This is a genomic window from Pseudomonas sp. JC1203 (assembly GCF_056175065.1).
The window spans coordinates 80,547-100,321 of the sequence record NZ_JBWCAM010000003.1 but is presented as its reverse complement, the minus strand read 5'-3'; the positions used below and the strand labels follow the sequence as shown (position 1 = coordinate 100,321).

Here is a 19,775-nt window from a genome sequence, read left to right as displayed (position 1 = left end):
GGTCAGTGCGACCAATAGTGCGCCTGCCAATTGCCGTGTCTTGAAGACCGGCTGTAACTGGGTATTCACGGGAAGTTGTCCCGTACAATTACTTACATGCATTTTATTGGCTCCTTTGATTCGCGTGGGCACGTGTTGGGAGCGCAATACAATAAGGTCTAAAGTTTGAAGTGTTTGTAGGCATGATAACTTTCCAATGTAGGAAAATTCGCCGTCGTTTTCGGAAAGTTCCGCACAAGCCTTGAAAAAGCTTGCGCGGAACTCCGCTTCAGACAACCAGTGAAGTTTAACCGCTTTACATCAGCAATTACGGCGTCGGCACGCAGGTATTGCCGCCGCCGTCAAGATTCACCATCACGAAGTTGACAACCTCGCTACTGCCCGTTTGCCCTGCATTATCGATGTTGTACTTGACTTCAATACGCTTCATGGTCGAAGCACGCAGGAGGGTGGAGAACACCACGGGGTAGTTGAAGCCGTTGACGACATCACTCAGCGTTGCTTCGTAGGGCGGGCTTGGGACTGTTTCGGTCTCCTCCACAGTGCCGCCGGAGTCAAGTACGCTATAAACCTGGAAGGTTGCAGTAAACTTCGCACCGACATCCCACTTCCCGTTTGCAGCCGGAATGGTCAAGCCAAACCCTTCCCAATAGGTGTCGTTGCAGCGCACCACATAGGCAGGAAACGGCGTGGCGCTCGGGAATTGTACAATTGGCTTGCCTGTGACACTTAGTGGTCGCAGGCCGATAATGCCCCCCAGCTGCGAATCGACCGGCGTGGGTCGAGACTGCTGGTAGCCGTCGGCCGGGTCGTCGGTGATGACCTTGTAATACACGGGAACCGCCGGCCCGAATGTCCCTTCTAGAATGAACTGCCATGGAATGTTAAAGGTAATGACTTGGCCAACAGCGGCATTCGTGATGGGTTGAACATCAACGGGCTCGTCAATGCCAGGCCACACCAGTGCCAGAAAGTGCGCGTTCGCTGTAAACCCATCAATCAGCACTACGTCTGCGGTGGCGTCTTCGCCCTCATCGCCAACCAGCAATTTGTTGTCGTCCGCCGCATTCTGCCAACTGGCGCTCTTGACGCGTACCAGGTTCAACAGGCTGTTTTCCGGGCCGGGTGCGCCAGGCGGAAAGTCAGGGCCGGGTACCGCCAGGTCATAGTCCACACGGATAGTGTTGGTGAAGGTGCCGACATTGCTTTGGGCCCGGACTACCTTGACCCTGACGGCGATATTGGTGCCGTCCTGGCCGGTACTTGATACCGCACTGTATCGAAGTGGAATCAGCTCGCGATCCGTTACAAGGGGATAGACGTAGGCGGGGACCGTCATGTTATCCCAGTACACTTGGGCCTGGTCGCCTGCAATGATTGGGGTATAGACCGGCATCCTCAATCCGGCTTGCAGATACAGGTCTTCGCGAGTCAACAGGTTGCCGGTGCTTGCCTTTTCCAGGGACAGTACTTCGCCGTGGAAATCGGGCAGGGGGGTCAACAGCACTTGCAATTTTGGTTGCAGCGCGGTCAGTTGGGCGTTGTCATTGCCTGCCCGGTCGAAAACTTGATACCACAGCACGAACGTGCCTTCGAGTTGCCGCCTGATGTCCGCTTCGGGAACCGTGACAGTGATGGGCAGCGTGGGGTCTGTGATGATCTGCGTATCGACAATGATGCCAGCGTCGTCTTCGGTACCGAGCGCTGTCACGCGGGTCCAGTGGAACTCAATTCGATCACCCCGGGCGATATCCACCCAGCGCTGCACATCACCCGTGATGCCTCCATTGGCGGTGAGGTACTCGTCGGTAATCCCGTCCAGCACCTCTCGGGGAAACACCACCGGCGCGAGCGAGTTGCCAAGATTGGGACGGTCGTGATCGATGGTGATGATGTACGGCGCGGTCGTATCCTCGCCAATGATGTCGTTTTCGACTTTGCCGACAAAAGTATGACGGCCGCTGACGCGCAGGGCGGTCTGTTCGATGAACACCACCTGATCCGCCTGAGCGCTGCCACCCGGAACGATTTTGCCTATCACCACAGTACCGTCTCCGTCCCAGGTGCCGGAGATAGTGCTTGGCAGGTTGGGAAGGGGTACATAAGGAATAATGATGGACAGGTTTTCGTGGGTTTTTTCAGAACGCAGCAGGTTGAAATGGTCACCAGCCAATGGCGGATCTTCAAGGTTGTCGAGCACCCCTTCCACGATGGGGGGCAATACTTGGTTAACACCAGGCTGCCGAGCGGTGGCCAACTCGATGCGCAGTTTTTCTGCCTGAAGCTTGGCTTTCCAGCTGGCAATATTTTCTTTATGGGTGGGGGTGGATGACGACATAGGTCGAACTCCGTATCAGTCAGTGCGGGAAGGCTGTTGGAAAAAGCTGCTCCCAAAGCCGGTGGCGCGGTGTGGTTCACACCTGCTGATACCTATTCAATGCTCATTTCCGTGGGGTGCCTACTGATAGAAATGACAGGTAGGCGCCATGGCCCGACCAGCGGTCAATTGGCCCGCGCCCGGCAGCAAACCCCATTCATCCGAACTGTTAGTTCTGACAGTAGCGGGCCATATGGCCCAGCACGCCTAATTGGTAATACAAGCACTGGCGGCTTGCCATGTGCCTAATTCCACGAGGTATTGTCATGACCAACACCCCACCTCCCGGCGCCAGCACGCCAACACGTCGCCCAGACGTATTTTCCCCTCCCAGGGCCCAGGCGGTGCTGCCAGACCTGCCCGGGGCGCTGGAACATAACCTGCTGCCCATCAGCGCCCTGACCTCCCCCCTGGTCGTGGAGTTCGACCAATGGGCGCTTGCGCCCGTGAACCCGAATGATCTTTCTGCCGAGGTGTTCTACTACTGGAATGACGCTGAATTGGGCAGCAAGACATTCAGCTACCCCTTCGACCCCACCCAATTGTTTTTCCAGGTGCCCGTCGCCCGCCTGCAAGAAGGCGTTCACAGGCTTAAGTACCGGATATCCTCCTTCTTTTACGACGATGATTCCGAGATCACTGAGGTGACCATCGACCGTAGCGCGCCCTACCGCAATTCCTCCCCGGTGGAGCCCCGGCTGCCCGCTGACGTCGGCGCCGGAGGCATTGACGACGCTTATCTGGCCAGCCACGGCGATCAGGTAATGATCACGATCGATGCCTATCTCGATTGCAAGCCCTATGACGTGATCGAACTGTACTGGCGCAACCTTTCCCCGGTGCCAGGGGATGAGTTGGTCGCGGCCAGGCTGGTGGTACCAGCGGGCGCTGGCACCGGGCCTTTCGATGTAGTGGTGCCGGGTGATGTGATTCGCGCGCGTCGCAACGGCAGCAAAATCCTGAAGTATTACATCAAGGACCGGGCGGGCAACGCCAGCGCCGACTCACGCGAAACGTTGGTGAGCGTGAACGTAACCGTCCCGCCCAGCCTGGCACGCCCGAAAGTACCTGCCTTGGATGATGGCCTGGTCACCCGTGCCGATGTCATCGCCAACCCTGGCGTGGAAGTGCTGATTGACCAGTATGATTACCAGGCCGGTGATTCCATCAGTGTCGATTGGGGCGGGCAGGTCATGGTGGAGGTCCCCGTGGAGCCTAACCCTTCGTTTCCCCTGCGGCGGCAGATTCCCTGGGATGTGCTGGCGGTCGGCGATCATTTCGAACTGCCTCACGACGTCGACGTAACCTATACCGTGGTGCGTGGCGCGCAGCGCTGGACGTCCGTGGAACTTGAGGTGGCGGTTGACTTCAGCGTGGCCGGGCCGCCCAACCCGGCCATCGACCCCGTCAATTCGCGTCTGCCGCTGGTGACGGTGAAAGGTGCGACCGGCGACAACATCATCACCCTTGCCGACGCCAACCGGACGGTGCGCGTGGAAGTACTGCTGTACGCAGACCCGCAGCCCGGCGAGAAGCTCGACTTGTTCTGGGGCGGGCTGGTGGGCGATGCGTCGGTGGCGACCTACATCGTGCTGGCGGGCGACACTGTGGGCAAATTGATTACCTTCCTGGTGCCCTGGGCCGACGTGCTGGTGGGTGGCGACGGGCTGGCGGTGCCGGTGCGTTACACCACCTTCAACGGTATCAATGGCCAGCAGTGCCAGGACACCTTGTGCCGCGTGGAGGTTGCCGTCGAGGACCGTACCCTGCCGGCGCCGCTCTACCCTAACCCTAACCCTGACCCTACCAAGAAGCCTGAGTCTTTGGTGGCTGTGGACCCTCTGAACCCTTTGGACCCTTCAGGCCTTTCGGGCCCAGAGGAGGTTTGGAACCCAGCCATCGGCAATTACAATTGCGCGGCCCGCCCATGGCGCGGCGTGGTCATCAAGATTCCGGCCAGTGACCGTTTCGTCGCCAACAGCCGGATTGTGCTGAACTGGCGGGGCTACTCCACCTCCAACCTGGCCGAAAGCTCGTTCCTGCCTGGCACCCAGTATCGGGAGGAGCGCTTGATCACCACCGCGACAGAAAAAAGGGAAGTCTCTTTCACGATTTCCCCGGCCGATTTTCGCCGTTGTATCTTGCCCACCAGTTACCGGGGGCAGGGCGCGGGTGAGCGCACCCAGGGCTCCGGTTACGCTTACTACACGCTGTACTCCCCGGGCCTGCCTGCTGTCTACAACCAGCACAAGGAATCCTATTGCCGCATTGACCTGATCCGGTCGGGGCTCCATTGCCCTTGCAGTTGGGATGGCTACCCCACGGAAGAGGAGGATTGGTGCCTGGACTGTGACCCGATCACCGACCAGACGTGTGCGCCGCAACCTTGAGCGGCGCCGGCTTCAGTTGAGCAACCCAGCGGCGATATTGATGGAAAACCCCAATATCGCCGTGTTGAACAAAAAACCGATCAACGAATGCCCCAGCACCACCCGCCGCAGCGCCCGGGTGGCCACCCCTACGTCGGAAGTCTGCACGGCCACGCTGATGGTGAAGGAGAAATACAGGAAGTCCCAGTAGTCAGGGTCGGTCTCGCCATCGGCGAAGCGCAGGGGCGCGTCCTTGTCCTTGGTCAGGTAGAACAGCCGCGCATAGTGCAGGGCGAAAATGATGCCGGTCATCAGCCACGAGCCGATCACCGTCAGCGCCGTCAGCGCGTAGTGCAGGCCGCGCACGCCGGTGCTCAGTTGCTTGCCACCGGCCAGCAGGAACCCGATGGCGGCCAGGCTGGCGATGGCGGCGATGCACACGGTCACCAGCACCAGGCCGGCGTTTTCATCTTCCTGCTGCGCGGTTTGCTGGACCTTCTGCGCGTCGGCGTGGGTGGCCAGCCAGGTCATCAGCAGCAGGTAGCACCACACGCCGCAGTTCCAGCCGATGATCACCCGCATGACCGGGTCGGCGGGGGCCAGCAGGCCGGCGGCGATGCCCAGGGCGGCGGAGGACGACAGGCGCGGGTGGGTGCGGGGCAGGCTGGGCAGGGCCATGGCAATCCTTTGAATGAGTGGTACAGCGGCTACACGACGTGGAGACAGTAAGGGTTTGGGCAAAACCGAACTCGCCATACACTTTTTTTCAGGGCTTGTCACCTGTCAGAACTACCAGTAGTCAAGAATTCATTTAACCGGTTCAATGTAGGACCAGTCCTACAAGGAAAGTGCGCGATGACCATAGATGCTCCCAACGAGCCTGTGCTACTGCAGGGCATGATGAGCCAAGCGCGCCTGATGCTGCACGCCAGGGTACGGCGCCAGCCCAGCAACGATGCAGTGTTTGACCGCCAACCGGGGCCACAGTGCCCGGGCAGCGGGCACAAACCCGAGTTGCCGCGCTGAGGCCCTGCGCTTTCTACCAGTAACGCGCAACGGCGTTCCGGCGTTCAATGGCGGCCAACCCCCGCTTACCGGAACACACTGTGCATGGACATCATCACCTTCATTCTCGTCGGCCTGTTTACCGGCGCCATGGGCGGCTGGGCCGCCTTCACCTTCGGCACCAAGACCGGCAAGGTGGTAGCGGGCTCTGCCAGCCTGGGCGCGGTGGCGCTGGAGACCGACTCGGCCCTGCAGGGCTTCATGGGCTACGGGCATGAGTCGGGCGAGCTGGTGTTCACCCTTGGCGGCGCCTACGTGGTGGGTTTTTTCGCCACCATCGCGCTGTTGACCCAACTGCTGCTCAAGCAGGACTCCCGGTACCGCATTACCCTGATCGACGTGGTATTCGGCAACAACAAGGCGCTGGACGCCTACCACGACGCCAAGCGCCATGAGCTGGAGGCGCTGCTGGAGCGTGAACTGAACATCGGCGCCTTGAGTGCCGAACGTCAGCTGCTGGACCAGCGCCAGGCGCAGCTGGTGGTGCAGGGCCGGTTGCTGGCCGCCGAACTTGAAGAGGCGCAAGCGCTGCTGCAGGCCCGCGATGCCCTGAGCAAAGGGCGCCTGGCCATACCGTTGCCCCTGCAGCACAAGCAACTGGTGCACCCCGAGTTCTTCGAGCTACTGCCGCGCCAGGTACTCAAGGTGTGCCGTTTCCATCACGCCCTGCTTACCGAGACCGACGGTTTCCTGCGCGGTGGCAGGGGCGGGTTTGATGGGTATTTGCTGGCGGTTGCCGGGCACCTCACCACGCACCTGTTCGGGCAGCCGGTGCAGGTGGGGATGGAAGAGGTGCGGGTGCATTTTCGCCAATTGGACCCGGCCGACAACGTCTACAAAGCCTACGTGGTGCACGGCGGCACCGAGCTGGAAATGGCCGGCGTGCACATCGACGATGGGCTGATCAAGGCGTCGCGCGAATCGCGGCGCAGCCTGGTGTACTCGGCGAACAAGAAACTGGCCATCAGCAGCGGCGCCAACTTCCTGTGGCAGGACTACCTGGTGCACGTGTTCGAGGCTATCAAGGTGCAGGAGTTGCCGCGTTATAGCCTGGGCATATCCATCCGCCACCGGGCGGCGCATTCCAGCCTGTTGTACTTGTTCAGCTATATCCAGCTGGAGCAGGTCATTCAGCATGAAATGGTGCGGGCGCATCAGTATTCCTTGGTGGAATCAACTGCATAAAAAACATGAATTTTATTTATGGGTTGTTGGGGGGTAATTTATCTGCACCTGAAAGGAGATAAAAACATGGACACCCCCACCCACGAACAGCACTGGCAACGCAACCTCGCCGTGTGCGTGTTTGGCGCCTTCACCACCATCGTCGCCATGACCCTGCTGCTGCCGTTCCTGCCCATTTACGTAGAGCACTTGGGCGTCAGCGACCCGGCCGCCGTGGTGCAATGGTCGGGCATCGCCTTTGGCGCCACCTTCCTCTCGGCAGCGCTCACCGCGCCGTTGTGGGGCAGGCTGGGCGACCGTTACGGGCGCAAGCTGATGCTGATTCGCGCCAGCCTGGGCATGGCCATTGCGATGTCGCTGATCGGCCTTGCGGAGAATATCTGGCAACTGGTGTTGTTGCGGCTGTTGGCGGGCTTGTTGGGCGGCTACGCCTCCGGCGCGACTATCCTGGTGGCCACGCAAACGCCCAAGGCGCGTTCGGGCTGGGCGTTGGGCATCCTGTCGTCGGGCATCATGGCCGGCAGCCTGGCGGGGCCGTTGATTGGCGGGTTGTTGCCGCCGCTGGTGGGCATCCGCAACACCTTCTTCCTTGCCGGCGCGGTCATTTTCGTGACCTTCCTGGGCACCGCCTTCCTGCTCAAGGAAGCGCCACGGCCCAAGCGTGCGCCGCTGGCCAAGGGCGCGCCGAAGGCCACCGCCGGGGTAAACATGAAGCCGGTGTGGGCGATGTTCGTGGTGGCGTGCCTGGTGATGTTCTCGAACATGTCCATCGAGCCCATCATCACCGTGTACCTGATGCAATTGGGCGCGGCCAACGTGACCTGGGTGGCCGGGTTGGTGATGGCCGCAGCGGCCTTGGGCAGCATTCTCTCGGCGTCGCGCCTGGGCAAGCTGGCAGACCGGGTTGGGCACTGGAAGGTGGTGATGGGTTGCCTGGTGGCCGCCGCATTGCTGTTGATTCCCCAGGCGCTGGTCACCGAGCCCTGGCAACTGGTGGTGTTGCGCTTGTTGATGGGCCTGGCGTTGGGCGGCTTGTTGCCGTGCATCGCGGCCATCATCCGCCACTCGGTGCCTGAAGGTATCGCGGGGCGCATGCTCGGTTATTCCACCTCCAGCCAATACGTGGGGCAGGTGTTGGGGCCGTTGGCCGGTGGCTACCTGGGTGGCCACGTGGGCATGCGCGTGGTGTTCGTGGTGACCTGCGTGCTGATGGCGCTGGGGGCGGTGGTTACCGCCCTGGCGCGCCCGCGGCCGCAGGCGTCAGAAGGACATGGCGACGGCGAAGAACACCCCGCAGGCCACTACCACGTAAAGTGAAAACCTGACCAGCTCCTTGACTCCGAACTCTTCCATTGTCTCGACTCCTGCATCGCTGTTCTGATGGTTGAACTATGCGCTGCAGGGGCCGAAGGACACCAGATTCAGAAACGCGAGAAAAAACCGGATCAGATGGCGTTGCCCAGACGCGGCCTGCGGCCGCTGCTACAGGTGCGGTGGGCGCGATCGCTGTAGCCGCTGCCGCAGGCCGCGCCATCACGCGATGGTATCCACCACCCCGCCATCCACGCGCAACGCAGCCCCCGTGGTGGCCGAGGCCTGGGGCGAGGCGATGTACACCGCCATGTTCGCCACTTCCTCCATGCTGGCCGCGCGCTGGATGATCGAAGTCGGGCGGTTTTTCATCACGAAGGCCGCTGCCGTTTCCTCCAGCGAGGCGCCGCTGCCCGCCTGCTCGTCCTTGAGCATTTCCTGCAAGCCTTCCGACAATGTAGGGCCCGGCAGAATGGCATTCACCGTCACCCCGGTGCCGGCCATGCGCTTGGCCAGGCCGCGCGAGATGGACAGGTTGGAGGTCTTGGTGAAGCCGTAGTGAATCATGTCGGCGGGAATGTTCAGCCCCGATTCGGATGAGATGAAGATAATCCTGCCCCACCCGCGCTCGGCCATCTTCGGCGCGTACGCCCGCGACAGGCGCACGCCGGACATCACGTTGACCTGGAAGAAGCGTTCCCATTCATCGTCCGGGGTGTCGAAGAAGTCCTGCAGGGCGAACACCCCCAGGTTGTTCACCAGGATGTCGACCTGGGGCAGGGCGGCCACCGCCTGCTGGCACCCTTGGGCCGTGGCCAGGTCGCCGGCGAGGCCCTGCACCTTGGCGCCGCTGACGGCTTGCTGCAGCTTGGCCACTGCGGCGTCCACCACCTCGGCCTTGCGGCCATTGATAACCACATGGGCGCCGGCCTCGGCCAGGCCCTTGGCGATGGCGAAGCCGATGCCTTGGGTGGAGCCGGTGACGAGCGCGGTCTTGCCGTTCAGATCGATGTGCATGGCGGGTCTCCTGTTGGGTAGTCAGACAGCATAGGTGCAAGTAACGAGACCGGCTGTACCGGCCAGCGTTCCGCAGCACTGCCGCCTATACTGCAATTCCCTTCTCGTGTTGTTGTCAGGAGTCACGCCATGAACCTGCGCACCTGCCTGTTGCCCATCGCCCTGCTCAGCGCCGCCCTGGCCGCCGCCCCCGTGTGGGCCAACGGCAGCGACGATTCGCCACCCAAGCCCAACTGCCCCAAGGGCAAGGTCTGGGACAGCCGCAGCAAAAGCTGCGTGTTGCAACAGAGCAGCGCTGCCAGCGATGAAGACCGCACCGACTACGCCTACCGCCTGGCCAAGGACGGCCGCTACCAGGAGGCCATCGCCCTGCTGGACACCCTCAAGCAGCCCAACACCGCCAAGGCCCTCAACTACCGCGGCTACGCCACGCGCAAACTGGGGCGCACCGACGAAGGCATCGGCTATTACCTGCAATCAGTCAAGCTGGACCCACGCTACGCCCAGGTGCGCGAATACCTGGGCGAGGCCTACGTGATCAAGGGGCGGCTGGACCTGGCCAAAGAGCAACTGGCGACCATCAAGAGCATTTGCAGCACCACGTGCGAGGAATACCAGGACCTGGCCGAGGCGATCGAGGGCGCCTCGAAAACCTGAGGCGCCGCCCTCCTGTGGACGCCGGCTTACAGCACCACCGCACCAATCAAGCCGGTGACCACACCCACCACCATGGTCAACACGGCCACCGTTACCAGCACCCTGGCATCGAAGGATTTGCGCAGCATCAGCATCGACGGCAGGCTCACGCTGGGCAGGGTCATCAGCAGCGCCACTGCGGGCGCGGTGCCCAGGCCCAGGGCCATCAGGGTCTGCACGATGGGAATCTCGGCGGCGGTGGGTATCACGAACAGTGTGCCCACCACCGCCAGCGGCACCAGCCACAGCAGGCTGTTGCCCATGGCGCCGTCCACGTGGGGGAACAGCCACACCCGCGCGGCACCCAGCACCAGCACCGCCAGCACGTAGATGGGAATGGTGGTCCAGAACAGCTGCCACAGCGAGCGCATCCAGCGTGCGAAAAGGTTGCCTTGCTGCGCGCTGGCGGCGTCGGCCACGGCTTCCACCGCAGGCTCGGGCAGCACGTCGGGGCTGGCGATGCGCTGGGCGTACAACGCCACGCCAATCACCAGAATGACCCCAGCCACCAGCCGCAACACGGTGAAGCCCCAGCCCAGCACGAAGCCCATGAAAATCAGCGTGGCCGGGTTGAGCACCGGGTTGGCCATCCAGAACGCCAGCGCCGCGCCCACTGACACGCGTTGGCGGCGCAGGCCGGCCACCACGGGCGCAGCGCAGCAGCTGCACATCATGCCCGGCAGCGCGAACAGCCCACCGCGCACCGTGGAGCCCAGCCCGGCGCGGCCGAAGGCGCGCAGCAGCCAGTCGCGGGGTATCAGCACCTGCACCAGCGAGCCCAGTACCACCCCCAGCACTGCTGCCTTCCAGATGGCCAGGAAATACACTTGGGCGTACGCCAGCGCGGCGGCCATTGGCTCCTGGGCGTGGTCATCGATGATCGAGGCGCCGATGCTGTGGTTGCTGGCCGCCACGAACGACTTCAGGTAATACGGCGACCACTTCACGTAATACAGGCCGACCACCGCCACCAACACGAACAGCAGTGGCTTGAGCCAGAACAGTGACGAACGCGTGTGGGCGGGGGAGGTGAGGGTGCTCATGGCGGCGTTACCGACGAGGGAAGGTAACGAATATTTGCAGCGTTTATTTGTTTGGGGGGTGGTGGGTTCCCAGCTCGTTTTCCCGCCCCCACCCGCGCGCGGGCACGCCAGCTCCCACAGGGTTTGGCAAACCACCGCATTGCCCGGGACGCCGCCTGCGGCAGCTGCTACAGTGATTTCACCAATAAGGATAATGGCCCGATGCCCCCGCAAAACCGGGGGCATACGGGGCTTGGGCAGGACCGTCGCGGCACCTTCAGTGAGTTCCAATCATGCGCGCTCTCGTTACCGTGGCAGGCGTGGCAATGCTGGTATTTTCCCCTTTCACCCTGGCTGACGATCCCCCCGCCAGCCCGGCCAAGGCCATTCAGAAAGCCGAGGTGCTGGAGCAGAAAGCCGCCGACAACGACACCGCCGCCCCGGTGCCCAAGGCCGAAATCATCACCAAGACCGAAGCCCAGGTGGTGGACCCCGCCGGTGCCAAGCCGGTGGACGAGCCGCTGACCTGCCTGGCCCGCACCATTTACTGGGAAGCCAAGGGCGGCACCCCGGCCGACATGGACGCGGTGGCCCACGTGGTGCTCAACCGCGTTGGCCATGACGGCTTCCCCGGCACCGTGTGCGAGGTGGTGAAGGAGGGCGCCGACAAGAAGGTCTGCCAGTTTTCCTGGTGGTGCGACGGCCGCGCCGATGACGTGCAGGAAGCCGACCGCTACAGCATCGCCAAGGAAATCGCGCGCAAGGCCCTCAATCAAGAGTCGCCGGACAGCACCCACGGCGCCATGTATTTTCATGACCGCAAGGTGAAGCCGGCATGGGCGGGCAAGTACCTGCGTACGGCCCAGACCACCGAGTTCCTGTTCTACAAGCCGCGCGAAGGCAAGGCTAAATAGGCGCTTCCAGGCACTGGCGCACCACGCGCGTCAGTTGCACCGGGTCGGTGAGGTAGGCGGCATGGCCCTGGCGCCGCAGCGGGTACAGGGTCAGGCCACGCAGGCGGTCCACCAGCGCCGCCGGGCACAGCAGGCAGGGGTCGTGGTCGCTGGCTTCGCCCAGCAGCATGAACGGCCGCGCCTTCAGCGCGCGGCAGTCTTGCAGCGACGGCGTGATGGTGTCCAGCGCCGCCGCTTCGTTGACGAAGGCCGGCGCGGTGCCGACCATGGCCGGCCACAGCGGTATGTGCTTCATCAGTTCCACTTGCGCCGGGTTCATCCGCACCACATGGGTCAGGGCGTGCACCGTGGCCGCCTCCAGTTCACCCTGCGCCACCAGCGCCTGCAGGCGCGGCAGATGGCCGTCGCTGGCCTTGCGCGGCAGCGAGTTCATTGGCTCGTACAGCACCAGCGTGCCCTTGAAGCCATCGCGCAGGGCATACATCAGCGCGCAGCCGCCGCCAAAACTGTGGCCCAGCACCGCGCAGCCGTCACCGGCGAGTTCCACCATGGCCGCCAGGTCGTCCAGCTCGGCGTCCAGCGAATAGGGCGCTGCGCCATAGGGGCTGGCCCCACGGCCGCGGCGGTCATACAGGTACACCGTGTGGCTCTCGCCCAGCAGCTGCGCAAACGCCGTCCAGTCCCGCGCCAGGCTGAAGGCGCCATGGCACACCACCAGCGCCGGGCCGGTGCCCCAGCGCTGGTAGCCAATGGACGTTCCGTCGCGGGAAATGACAGATCCTTGCATGGTTAAGGCCTCGGCAAAAGGCCGTTAACCTAGCACATCGATTATGCGCCCGGCGATGTGCCGCACGTGGGTTTCCAGGGCGAAGTGGCCGGTGTCCAGCAGCTCGACAATGGCGTTGGGGTTGTCGCGGGCATAGGCCTGCGCGCCCGGTGGAATGAAGAACGGGTCGCCCTTGCCCCAGATCACCAGCGTGGGCAGTTGGGTGTCGCGGAAGAACTGTTGGAACGCCGGGTACAGGGCCAGGTTGTTGCGGTAGTCGTAGAACAGGTCCAGCTGGATGTCCTTGTTGCCCGGGCGCTCCATCAGCAGTGCGTCGAGGGTGTAGCTCTCGGGGGCGATCAGCTCGGGGTGGGGCACGCCTTCCTCGTACTGGTAGCGCGTGCCTTCAAGGTTCAGCACGTTGTCGTGCACCACCTGGCGGTGCTCGGCAGTGGGCTCGGCCCAGTAGCGGCGAATGGGTGCCCAGGCGTCGCCCAGCCCTTCGAGGTAAGCGTTGCCGTTCTGCGACACCAGGCCGGTGACGCGTTCGGGGTGGGCCAGGGCCAGGCGCAGGCCGGTGGGCGCGCCGTAGTCGAAGATGTACATGGCGTACTGTTCAAGGCCCAGGGTGTCGACGAAAGCGCCCAGGGTCAGGGCCAGGTTGTCGAAGCTGTACACGTACTCGCGCGCTGCCGGCACCTGGGTGAAACCGAAACCCGGCAGGTCGGGGGCGATAACCCGGAAGTGGCCGGCCAACAGCGGGATCAGCTCGCGAAACTGGTGTGAGGAGGTGGGGTAGCCATGCAGCAGCAACAGCACCGGGGCGTCGGCGGCGCCGGCTTCGCGGTAGAACACACGCACGCCATCGGCGTCGGCATAGCGGTAGTGGACGGTCATGGTGGTGGACTCCTGTAACTGTTAAACACGTTATTCGTGGTTACAGCTCTATTTGTTCATGTGGCGTGTAACTAGTCAAATTGTTTTTATAGGTTACACTATGGGCAAGACGAACGGAGACCGCACCATGACCGCAACCCTGCCAGCGCCGCTGGTGGTCGCCGACCACCCGGCCCTGGACCTGCTGAATACCCAAATGATGGTCGACGGCCAACGCCGCGACCTGCTGACCAGCGCGGACGTTGCGCTGCAATGGCTGGAGGCCCTGGGCCTGGAGGTGGCCGGCGCCCATACATCGGCTGAGAAGGCGCGGCTGCTGCTGGCGCTGAAACAGCTGCGCGACACCTTCGAACCGCTGCTTTACGCGCGGCTGCAAGGCCAGGCAGCCGACCCCACGGTCCTGAACGCGCTGCTGCGCAAGGCCGTGGTGCAGCTGGTATGGAGGGAAGATGGCGGGGTGAGCCTGGACCGGGCCAGCGGCGACGACGCGGCCACCCGCTGCGTGAGCCAGCTGGCGCTGAGCGCCGCCGAGCTGCTGGCCGATGGCGATTTCAGCCTGGTGCGCCAGTGCGAGAGCAACGAATGCACGCTGCTGTTCTACGACCGCACCAAGTCGCACAAGCGCCGCTGGTGCAGCATGGCCGCCTGCGGCAACCGTCACAAGGTGGCGGAATTCCGCAAGCGGCGGCAGGAAGCGGGCTTATGAGTTCAGCTTCAGAAGTCCAGCGTCAGCCCGGTATAAAGCGCGCGCCCGTCGCCCGGTGAGTGCAGCGGCGCCTGGGCGCCGTCCGGGTCGTACCACACGTACTCGTAGTAGCGGTTGGCGAGGTTCTTCAGCTGCACGTCCACGCTCAGGTGCTCGCTGATTTTGTAGGTGGCGCCCAGGTTCAACAGCACGTAGCCGCCAAACTTGCCCTGGCTGTTGTCGTCCTCCAGGTAGTAGTCGCTCTGGCCGTTCACCCAGCCGTTCACGCTCAGCGCCGGGGTCAGCTGGTAGCTGGCGCCGGCGTTGTAGACGTGGTGCGGCACGTGGTCGATCTCGTTGCCCTGGCTGTCGGGGTAGGTGGAGCCGGCCTTGAGGATTTTCGAGTACTGCCAGGAATACGCCAGCCACGCCTGGGTGCGCTCGCCGGGGTGCAGGTTGAGCTGCAGGTCGTAGCCCCAGCGCCGGGTTTCGCCGATGTTGTCCGAGGCGCCGCTGGGGTCGTTCAAGCGGCGGCTGACCTCGCCGGACGCCTCTTGCTGCCAGTAGGCAATGCGCCCGTCCAGCCAGGCCGTGGGGGTGAACTTCACCCCGGTTTCCCAGCCATCGTTGATCGACGGTGCCAGGTCGCTGGTCTGCGGCGGCACCTTGTAGCTGGACGAGCCGGTGCCCACCTGGAAGGTGCGGCCCCAGTTGGCGTACAGGCTGGCCACCGACCAGGGTGAATACACCACGCTGAGCTTGGGCTGCTTGATCAGGCCGTAGTCGTTCATGGCGTAGCGGTTGCCCGTCAGCTCATCGGTGTAGTTGCCGCTGAGTTTGTCGACGCGGTAGGCGGGGATGATCTTCAGGTTGGCGGTGGGTTCTATCACCGTCTGCACGTAGGCGCCCACGGTGTTGAAATCAAAATGCTGGTCGCGGGTCTGGGCGCTGCGCAGCCGTTCCACGGTGCTGTAGCGTTCGCTGACGTTCTGCTGGCGCTGCACGTCCACGCCGCCTTCCACAGCCAGGGCGTGCAGCACGTCCACCTGTGGGCGCCAGGTCAGGGTGCTGATGGCGCCGTACTGGGTTTCGTAGGCGTCGCGCTCCTGCTGGGTGCTGGTGCTCCAGTAGCGGGTCCAGCGGCGGTCGTCGAAGGTGTTGAGGTAGGCCTTGGCGGCCAGCGACAGGTCGTCGGCAAGGTCCGTGTCAAAGTGCAGGCTGGCGCTGTTCATGCGCCGGGTGCCCTGGTCGCTGTCGTTGTAGCTGTTGGTCATGGTGGGGTGGCTGTGGGCGTTGGCGCCGGTCAGGTAGCCGGGCTCGTCGGCCTGGCCTTCGTAGTGGCGCAGTATCAGGCCCATGCGGTAGGCCGCATCATCCGGGGTGTAGAACCACTTGCCGGCCACTGACACCCGGTCCTGGTCGGCATGGGCGCGGTAGCCGTCGGCCTTCTGGTACGCCAGGAAGTAGTTCTGGGTCCAGTTGGCGCTTTCAATGCCCTTGGCCAGTTGCGTCTCGCGGGTGCCGTAGCTGCCATAGCGCACCCGTGCCTTGGTGTAGTCGCCGCCGATGCGGGTGTTGATGTTGACGTTGCCGGCGATGTTGTCCAGGCCATAGCGCGGGTCGCTGGTGCCGCGCACCACTTCGATGCTGTCGATGTCCAGCGGGAAGACCATGTCCATGAACGGCATGTTGCCGTCGTTGCTGTTGCTGGGAATGCCATCGATCAGTAGCTTCACGGCGTTCACTTCGCCTTCGCCGTTGAAGCCGCGGAACGAGATCTTGCCGGACGTGGTGCCCTGGTTGAACTCGGTGAGTTCCACGCCGGGCAGGCGGCTGAACAGCTCCCAGCTGTAGGTGACGGGCATTTTTTCCACCACGTCGCCCCCCAGTATGTCCACCGAGCTGAGCACGCTGCTGGTGGACAGTGGCCCGGTCTGGGCGCTGTTGACGGTGACGGTGCCCAGGGTCAGGGTCGAGTCCTGGGCGTTGCCGGCAAAGGCGTGGGCGCAGGTGAAGGCGCCGGTGAGCAGCAGGCAGGTGGTGCAGGCGCGGGCAGGCCGCGCCGGGTGAAGGTTGCGCTGAAAAGCCATGGTTCACGGTTCCTGGTGAGCCAAGTAAAAGTCGTGCACGGGCGCGCAGGCCCTTGGCGGGCTGCGGTGTGCGGAGCAGGTGAGGGGTGCCGCTCAGGTCAGCGGGGAGGCGCGCGGGTTGAGGCTGGGCCAGCGCAAACGGGGCGTTACGCTAGGGACGGCGGTCTGCAGCAGCGGCGTCTGCGCCACGTAGCGCGGCATGGGCGCGCGCCAGTGGTTGGCGGGCGGCCCGGCCAGGCCGCTGGCGCCGCAGCAACAGCAGTCGCCGTGCTGCATCTTGTGCGGGTGCGGGTCCAACACATCCACCAGCCGGCGGATGTCGTCGTGCATGGCCGCCATGCCCGGCATGCCGCAGTGCTCGGCCGGCATGCCTTCCATCGCCTGCATCTGCTGGCCATGCAGGGGCATGGCCAACAGATTGACCAGCACGGCAAAACAGGCAAGCCAGTGACTGAGGCGGCGGGTAACGCTCATGCGCGGTTCCGATAACGGGGCCGGCATTGTAGCAGCAACGGTCTTTGTGGGAGCTGGCTTGCCAGCGAGTTTTTATGGCCCCAAGAGCTCGCTGGCAAGCCAGCTCCCACAGGATGTAGCGGCCGCAGGCCGCGTCCCAACCGCCACGGTGCGTCAGGCCCGAAGCTGCGCAACCCAGGCTTGCACGGACGGGCGTTGCCACTGCTTTTCGGCATAACGCTTCAGGGCCGGCGGCACCTCGTCACCGTTCAAAATCAGGCGGTTGAGCATCAGCGCCAGGTCGGTGTCAGCGATCGACCACTCGCCGAACAGGTGCTCGCGGCCGTCGCCCAGCAGGGCTTCGGCGGCGGTGAACAGCTTGTCCCGGGCGGCTTCGGCGGTAGCAGACAAGGGCGCTGCCTTCTCGCCGCAGAACACCACCAGCGTGGAGCGCTCCTGGCGATTGGCCGCCAGGTCGCTGCGCAGCCATGCCTGCACCTGACGCGCCCGGGCACGCGCTTCCAGGGCCTGCGGGTAGACCGGGCGGTCTGAATACACTTCGTCCAGGTATTCGCAGATGGCCGAGGATTCCGACAGGGCGAAATCGCCGTTCACCAGGGTCGGCACGCGGCGAGTCAGGGACAGCCCGGCGTAGGGCGTGGCGTGTTGCTCAAGCGCGTCCAGGTCTACCGAGTGCACTTCAAACGGCAGGCCTTTTTCCGTCAGCGTGACGAACACTGACATGGCATAGGGGCTGGTGAACTGGGCATCTACGTACAGGCGAACACTCACGGCACGACTCCTTGATTGGCGGGTGAACGGGCAGCGTAAGGGATGGGCGGCGGGAAATGAAATGAGGGGTTTTCATGAGGGCATTCCGGGGGGGAATTGGGGCGGCCCCGGACGCGGCCTGATGGCCGCTGCTACGGCGGCTGAGGAATGAATCGGTTCCCAGCTAAAACTCGGAAAAGTCTTACACCAGAAACGGCCCATTCCGTAGAGGCTTTATAGAAAAATCCTGCTCATGAATTAAATGACGAAGGGGCTGATTTTGGATGTAAACAACGAGCAACAGGCTAACTTTGAAGGTGCCGGGAGCGCAGAGCCTTATGGAAGGAAAAAGGTTCGCTATCAGCTATCGGCCTTGCTGGCACAGTGTGACAGTACAGCTCCCAAATCGCAGGATATGGCCTTATGGCAGGCCATGGCGGCAGTGGGGCGCGAGCAGTCCGGCTTCGACCTGTAGCAGCGGCCGCCAGGCCGCGTCCGGCATACACACCGGCCTTCCGCTCCCCCCCGTAGCCGCTGCCGCAGGCTGCGGCTACGGTTTCAATTCCACCGCGCCCACCACCGCTCTTTCGGCCTTGCGCCTTCCCAGGGCAGCCCTAGGGTACGGCTGCCCTGGCGACCGTGAGGATGTAAGAGGAAGTGGCGTGATTCAACTGTTACTTCTGACAGTATCCAGGAACCCCCAAACAGCGTGAACTCTACCCTTTCCCACCAAGAGTAAACGCTCATGAATAACCAACGTGGCATAAGAAAAGCGGGTGACCTGGATACGTCTTTTGGTAGCGATGGTTGGATCACCCTGAGTCACATCCCGGGCACGTCTGCGATTGTTACCACCAAAGTCAGTCCTGACGGCGGGCTGGTGGTGCTCTCCCACAGCACGCGTTCGGCCGGTTACCACATCAGCAAGTTTCTGCCTGACGGCACGCTTGACCCAACGTTTGGTACAGGCGGTGTGAAGGAGGACGTGCACCCAAGTGGCAGGCCTCGGGTTTCGCTGGAACTGGCAGAAGACAAAATCCTGGTGTTCGCGGCGCATGAGGGCAGTTTGATGCTGGCCCGTTATGATGCCCATGGTCAGCCAGACCAGGCATTCGGGCCCGATGGCAAGGTGTTCATTGCCTTGGATGACCTTCTATCTCAAGGCAAGAATGGAAAGGTCGTCTCGTTTGCCGCCGCTGTTGAGCCCATCGTTGAGCAGCTGGCTGACGCGAAAATTCCCAACTACTCGGGCGGCGAGATCGTGAGTGCGGGGCTTGATGACCGCTGGTTCGTTTCGTTCCGGGCTAGCTTTACCGACGCAGGGGTATTGTTTTCGGTGGTCTTGTGCCTGACTCGGGAGGGTGGGGTTGACCTCAGCTTTAATGGCGCAGGCTATGCCGTTATCGACTTGGCCGGCGAGGCTCAAAACAGCAATACTCCTTACCAACTGCGTGTGCAAACCAACGGGTCGAATCGCGGCAAACCCGTCGTGGTGGTGCACAGGAACCTGGACGTTATCATTGTGCGACGCTTGGCGAGCGGCGAGCCGGACTACACGTTTGGGCCCGAGGGGTCGTCTTATCTGCCGATAAATGGCAACGAGCTTGGTATTTTGCCAGATGTAATTCTGGGCAGTGATGACGGCCTCAAGATTGTTGGGCTTGGCTCGACCGGCGGCCAAGGCATGGCGACTGGCCGTGCCTTCGACGCTAACGGGAGGGTGGACAGGGCGTTCAATAACGGCGAGCTCTGGTTCATCCCCAGTAGCCCTGCTGGCACTTCAAGCCGCTGGGTAAGCGGCGTAGCGATTGGCGCGGGGGAAAATTTCCGCCTTGTCGTGAGCGGCACAACCAACGACGGGGCTGACGTCCGTATCAGCCAGGTCGATGGCGCAGCACAACCGGATCCGGCGTTCGGCGAGGAGGGCATCAGCCAATTCCCTAACCGTCGTCCCAACACCACCTTATCAGGCGGCAACCCAAGCACAGTGCGTTCCCCGGACGGGGATTACTACGTAAGCCGCTTCGACAGGATTTTCAAAGTACTGGGCCATTAAGTAGCAACGCTCGATGCCTGACGCGGCCTGGCGGCCGCGGCTACAACCCAGGATCCCACGCCGCCCGGCCGCCGGCGGGGCCACCACGAAACCCCCCGACA

At 63.0% G+C, this 19,775-nt stretch carries 18 protein-coding genes; 9 read left to right on the top strand and 9 right to left on the bottom strand.

The window, feature by feature from the left end:
• Window positions 1-307 precede the first annotated feature (307 nt).
• A complete protein-coding gene (locus AC0SZ7_RS05845; protein WP_475503481.1) occupies window positions 308-2,338 on the bottom strand; it encodes a hypothetical protein in 2,031 nt (676 codons plus the stop codon).
• A gap of 305 nt (window positions 2,339-2,643) precedes the next feature.
• On the opposite strand from AC0SZ7_RS05845, the gene AC0SZ7_RS05840 reads away from it, so the two are divergent.
• Window positions 2,644-4,767: a hypothetical protein gene (locus AC0SZ7_RS05840; RefSeq protein ID WP_475503480.1), complete on the top strand. Its 2,124-nt coding sequence runs from the start codon at window positions 2,644-2,646 to the stop codon at window positions 4,765-4,767.
• 12 nt (window positions 4,768-4,779) lie between these two features.
• Here AC0SZ7_RS05840 and AC0SZ7_RS05835 read toward each other — a convergent pair whose 3' ends face one another.
• Window positions 4,780-5,418 carry a DUF1345 domain-containing protein gene (locus AC0SZ7_RS05835; RefSeq protein WP_475503784.1) on the bottom strand — a complete coding sequence of 213 codons (639 nt, stop codon included), beginning with the start codon at window positions 5,416-5,418 and terminating at the stop codon, window positions 4,780-4,782.
• A 183-nt stretch (window positions 5,419-5,601) separates the two neighbouring features.
• Between AC0SZ7_RS05835 and AC0SZ7_RS05830 the strand changes: the two genes are divergently transcribed.
• From AC0SZ7_RS05830 to AC0SZ7_RS05820, 3 genes are all read left to right on the top strand, one after another.
• Window positions 5,602-5,772, top strand: a complete 171-nt coding sequence (locus AC0SZ7_RS05830; protein ID WP_475503479.1) for a hypothetical protein — start codon at window positions 5,602-5,604, stop codon at window positions 5,770-5,772.
• An 84-nt stretch (window positions 5,773-5,856) separates the two neighbouring features.
• Complete coding sequence (locus AC0SZ7_RS05825) at window positions 5,857-6,996, top strand: hypothetical protein (protein WP_475503478.1); 1,140 nt, start codon at window positions 5,857-5,859, stop codon at window positions 6,994-6,996.
• Window positions 6,997-7,062: 66 nt separating this feature from the next.
• Window positions 7,063-8,313 carry an MFS transporter gene (locus AC0SZ7_RS05820; protein ID WP_475503477.1) on the top strand — a complete coding sequence of 417 codons (1,251 nt, stop codon included), beginning with the start codon at window positions 7,063-7,065 and terminating at the stop codon, window positions 8,311-8,313.
• Between the two features lie 216 nt (window positions 8,314-8,529).
• Here AC0SZ7_RS05820 and AC0SZ7_RS05815 read toward each other — a convergent pair whose 3' ends face one another.
• Window positions 8,530-9,324, bottom strand: a complete 795-nt coding sequence (locus AC0SZ7_RS05815; protein ID WP_475503476.1) for an SDR family NAD(P)-dependent oxidoreductase — start codon at window positions 9,322-9,324, stop codon at window positions 8,530-8,532.
• Between the two features lie 129 nt (window positions 9,325-9,453).
• Here AC0SZ7_RS05815 and AC0SZ7_RS05810 point away from each other — a divergent pair, with 129 nt between their 5' ends.
• Complete coding sequence (locus AC0SZ7_RS05810) at window positions 9,454-9,981, top strand: tetratricopeptide repeat protein (RefSeq protein ID WP_475503475.1); 528 nt, start codon at window positions 9,454-9,456, stop codon at window positions 9,979-9,981.
• Between the two features lie 26 nt (window positions 9,982-10,007).
• On the opposite strand, the gene AC0SZ7_RS05805 is transcribed toward AC0SZ7_RS05810, so the two are convergent.
• Entirely contained in the window at window positions 10,008-11,063 is a 1,056-nt protein-coding gene (locus AC0SZ7_RS05805) for a permease (protein WP_475503474.1), read from the bottom strand.
• Window positions 11,064-11,335: 272 nt separating this feature from the next.
• On the opposite strand from AC0SZ7_RS05805, the gene AC0SZ7_RS05800 reads away from it, so the two are divergent.
• Complete coding sequence (locus AC0SZ7_RS05800) at window positions 11,336-11,956, top strand: cell wall hydrolase (protein WP_475503473.1); 621 nt, start codon at window positions 11,336-11,338, stop codon at window positions 11,954-11,956.
• Here AC0SZ7_RS05800 and AC0SZ7_RS05795 read toward each other — a convergent pair.
• Both AC0SZ7_RS05795 and AC0SZ7_RS05790 read right to left on the bottom strand, forming a co-directional pair.
• Entirely contained in the window at window positions 11,949-12,743 is a 795-nt protein-coding gene (locus AC0SZ7_RS05795) for an alpha/beta fold hydrolase (protein ID WP_475503472.1), read from the bottom strand. The genes AC0SZ7_RS05800 and AC0SZ7_RS05795 overlap by 8 nt on opposite strands.
• 24 nt (window positions 12,744-12,767) lie before the next feature.
• On the bottom strand, window positions 12,768-13,619 hold the full coding sequence (locus AC0SZ7_RS05790; protein WP_475503471.1) for an alpha/beta fold hydrolase: 852 nt from the start codon (window positions 13,617-13,619) through the stop codon (window positions 12,768-12,770).
• 127 nt (window positions 13,620-13,746) lie between these two features.
• Between AC0SZ7_RS05790 and AC0SZ7_RS05785 the strand changes: the two genes are divergently transcribed.
• Window positions 13,747-14,325 carry a CGNR zinc finger domain-containing protein gene (locus AC0SZ7_RS05785; RefSeq protein WP_475503470.1) on the top strand — a complete coding sequence of 193 codons (579 nt, stop codon included), beginning with the start codon at window positions 13,747-13,749 and terminating at the stop codon, window positions 14,323-14,325.
• A gap of 8 nt (window positions 14,326-14,333) precedes the next feature.
• Here the strand turns inward: AC0SZ7_RS05785 and AC0SZ7_RS05780 are convergent, their stop codons facing one another.
• The 3 genes from AC0SZ7_RS05780 to yfcF form a co-directional block, all read right to left on the bottom strand.
• Entirely contained in the window at window positions 14,334-16,394 is a 2,061-nt protein-coding gene (locus AC0SZ7_RS05780; protein ID WP_475503469.1) for a TonB-dependent receptor, read from the bottom strand.
• Between the two features lie 93 nt (window positions 16,395-16,487).
• Window positions 16,488-16,868 (bottom strand): DUF2946 domain-containing protein, encoded by a 381-nt coding sequence (locus AC0SZ7_RS05775; RefSeq protein WP_475503468.1) that lies wholly within the window; start codon window positions 16,866-16,868, stop codon window positions 16,488-16,490.
• A gap of 153 nt (window positions 16,869-17,021) precedes the next feature.
• Window positions 17,022-17,639, bottom strand: coding sequence for a glutathione transferase (yfcF, locus tag AC0SZ7_RS05770; protein ID WP_475503467.1), 618 nt, complete (start codon window positions 17,637-17,639; stop codon window positions 17,022-17,024).
• Window positions 17,640-17,880: 241 nt separating this feature from the next.
• On the opposite strand from yfcF, the gene AC0SZ7_RS05765 reads away from it, so the two are divergent.
• Window positions 17,881-18,093, top strand: coding sequence for an AbrB/MazE/SpoVT family DNA-binding domain-containing protein (locus tag AC0SZ7_RS05765; RefSeq protein ID WP_475503466.1), 213 nt, complete (start codon window positions 17,881-17,883; stop codon window positions 18,091-18,093).
• 270 nt (window positions 18,094-18,363) lie between these two features.
• The gene (locus tag AC0SZ7_RS05760; protein ID WP_475503465.1) at window positions 18,364-19,674 is read left to right on the top strand and encodes an NHL repeat-containing protein; all 1,311 of its coding nucleotides are present in this window, start codon (window positions 18,364-18,366) and stop codon (window positions 19,672-19,674) included.
• Window positions 19,675-19,775: the final 101 nt, after the last annotated feature.

Coding starts and splice junctions, on each gene's coding strand:
- AC0SZ7_RS05840 (WP_475503480.1), top strand. CDS start 2,644: ATGACCAACACCCCACCTCCCGGCGCCAGCACGCCAACACGTCGCCCA.
- AC0SZ7_RS05820 (WP_475503477.1), top strand. CDS start 7,063: ATGGACACCCCCACCCACGAACAGCACTGGCAACGCAACCTCGCCGTG.
- AC0SZ7_RS05790 (WP_475503471.1), bottom strand. CDS start 13,619: ATGACCGTCCACTACCGCTATGCCGACGCCGATGGCGTGCGTGTGTTC.
- AC0SZ7_RS05805 (WP_475503474.1), bottom strand. CDS start 11,063: ATGAGCACCCTCACCTCCCCCGCCCACACGCGTTCGTCACTGTTCTGG.
- AC0SZ7_RS05795 (WP_475503472.1), bottom strand. CDS start 12,743: ATGCAAGGATCTGTCATTTCCCGCGACGGAACGTCCATTGGCTACCAG.
- AC0SZ7_RS05760 (WP_475503465.1), top strand. CDS start 18,364: ATGAATAACCAACGTGGCATAAGAAAAGCGGGTGACCTGGATACGTCT.
- AC0SZ7_RS05765 (WP_475503466.1), top strand. CDS start 17,881: ATGACGAAGGGGCTGATTTTGGATGTAAACAACGAGCAACAGGCTAAC.
- AC0SZ7_RS05825 (WP_475503478.1), top strand. CDS start 5,857: ATGGACATCATCACCTTCATTCTCGTCGGCCTGTTTACCGGCGCCATG.
- AC0SZ7_RS05845 (WP_475503481.1), bottom strand. CDS start 2,338: ATGTCGTCATCCACCCCCACCCATAAAGAAAATATTGCCAGCTGGAAA.
- AC0SZ7_RS05810 (WP_475503475.1), top strand. CDS start 9,454: ATGAACCTGCGCACCTGCCTGTTGCCCATCGCCCTGCTCAGCGCCGCC.
- AC0SZ7_RS05815 (WP_475503476.1), bottom strand. CDS start 9,324: ATGCACATCGATCTGAACGGCAAGACCGCGCTCGTCACCGGCTCCACC.
- AC0SZ7_RS05780 (WP_475503469.1), bottom strand. CDS start 16,394: ATGGCTTTTCAGCGCAACCTTCACCCGGCGCGGCCTGCCCGCGCCTGC.
- AC0SZ7_RS05775 (WP_475503468.1), bottom strand. CDS start 16,868: ATGAGCGTTACCCGCCGCCTCAGTCACTGGCTTGCCTGTTTTGCCGTG.
- AC0SZ7_RS05800 (WP_475503473.1), top strand. CDS start 11,336: ATGCGCGCTCTCGTTACCGTGGCAGGCGTGGCAATGCTGGTATTTTCC.
- AC0SZ7_RS05830 (WP_475503479.1), top strand. CDS start 5,602: ATGACCATAGATGCTCCCAACGAGCCTGTGCTACTGCAGGGCATGATG.
- AC0SZ7_RS05785 (WP_475503470.1), top strand. CDS start 13,747: ATGACCGCAACCCTGCCAGCGCCGCTGGTGGTCGCCGACCACCCGGCC.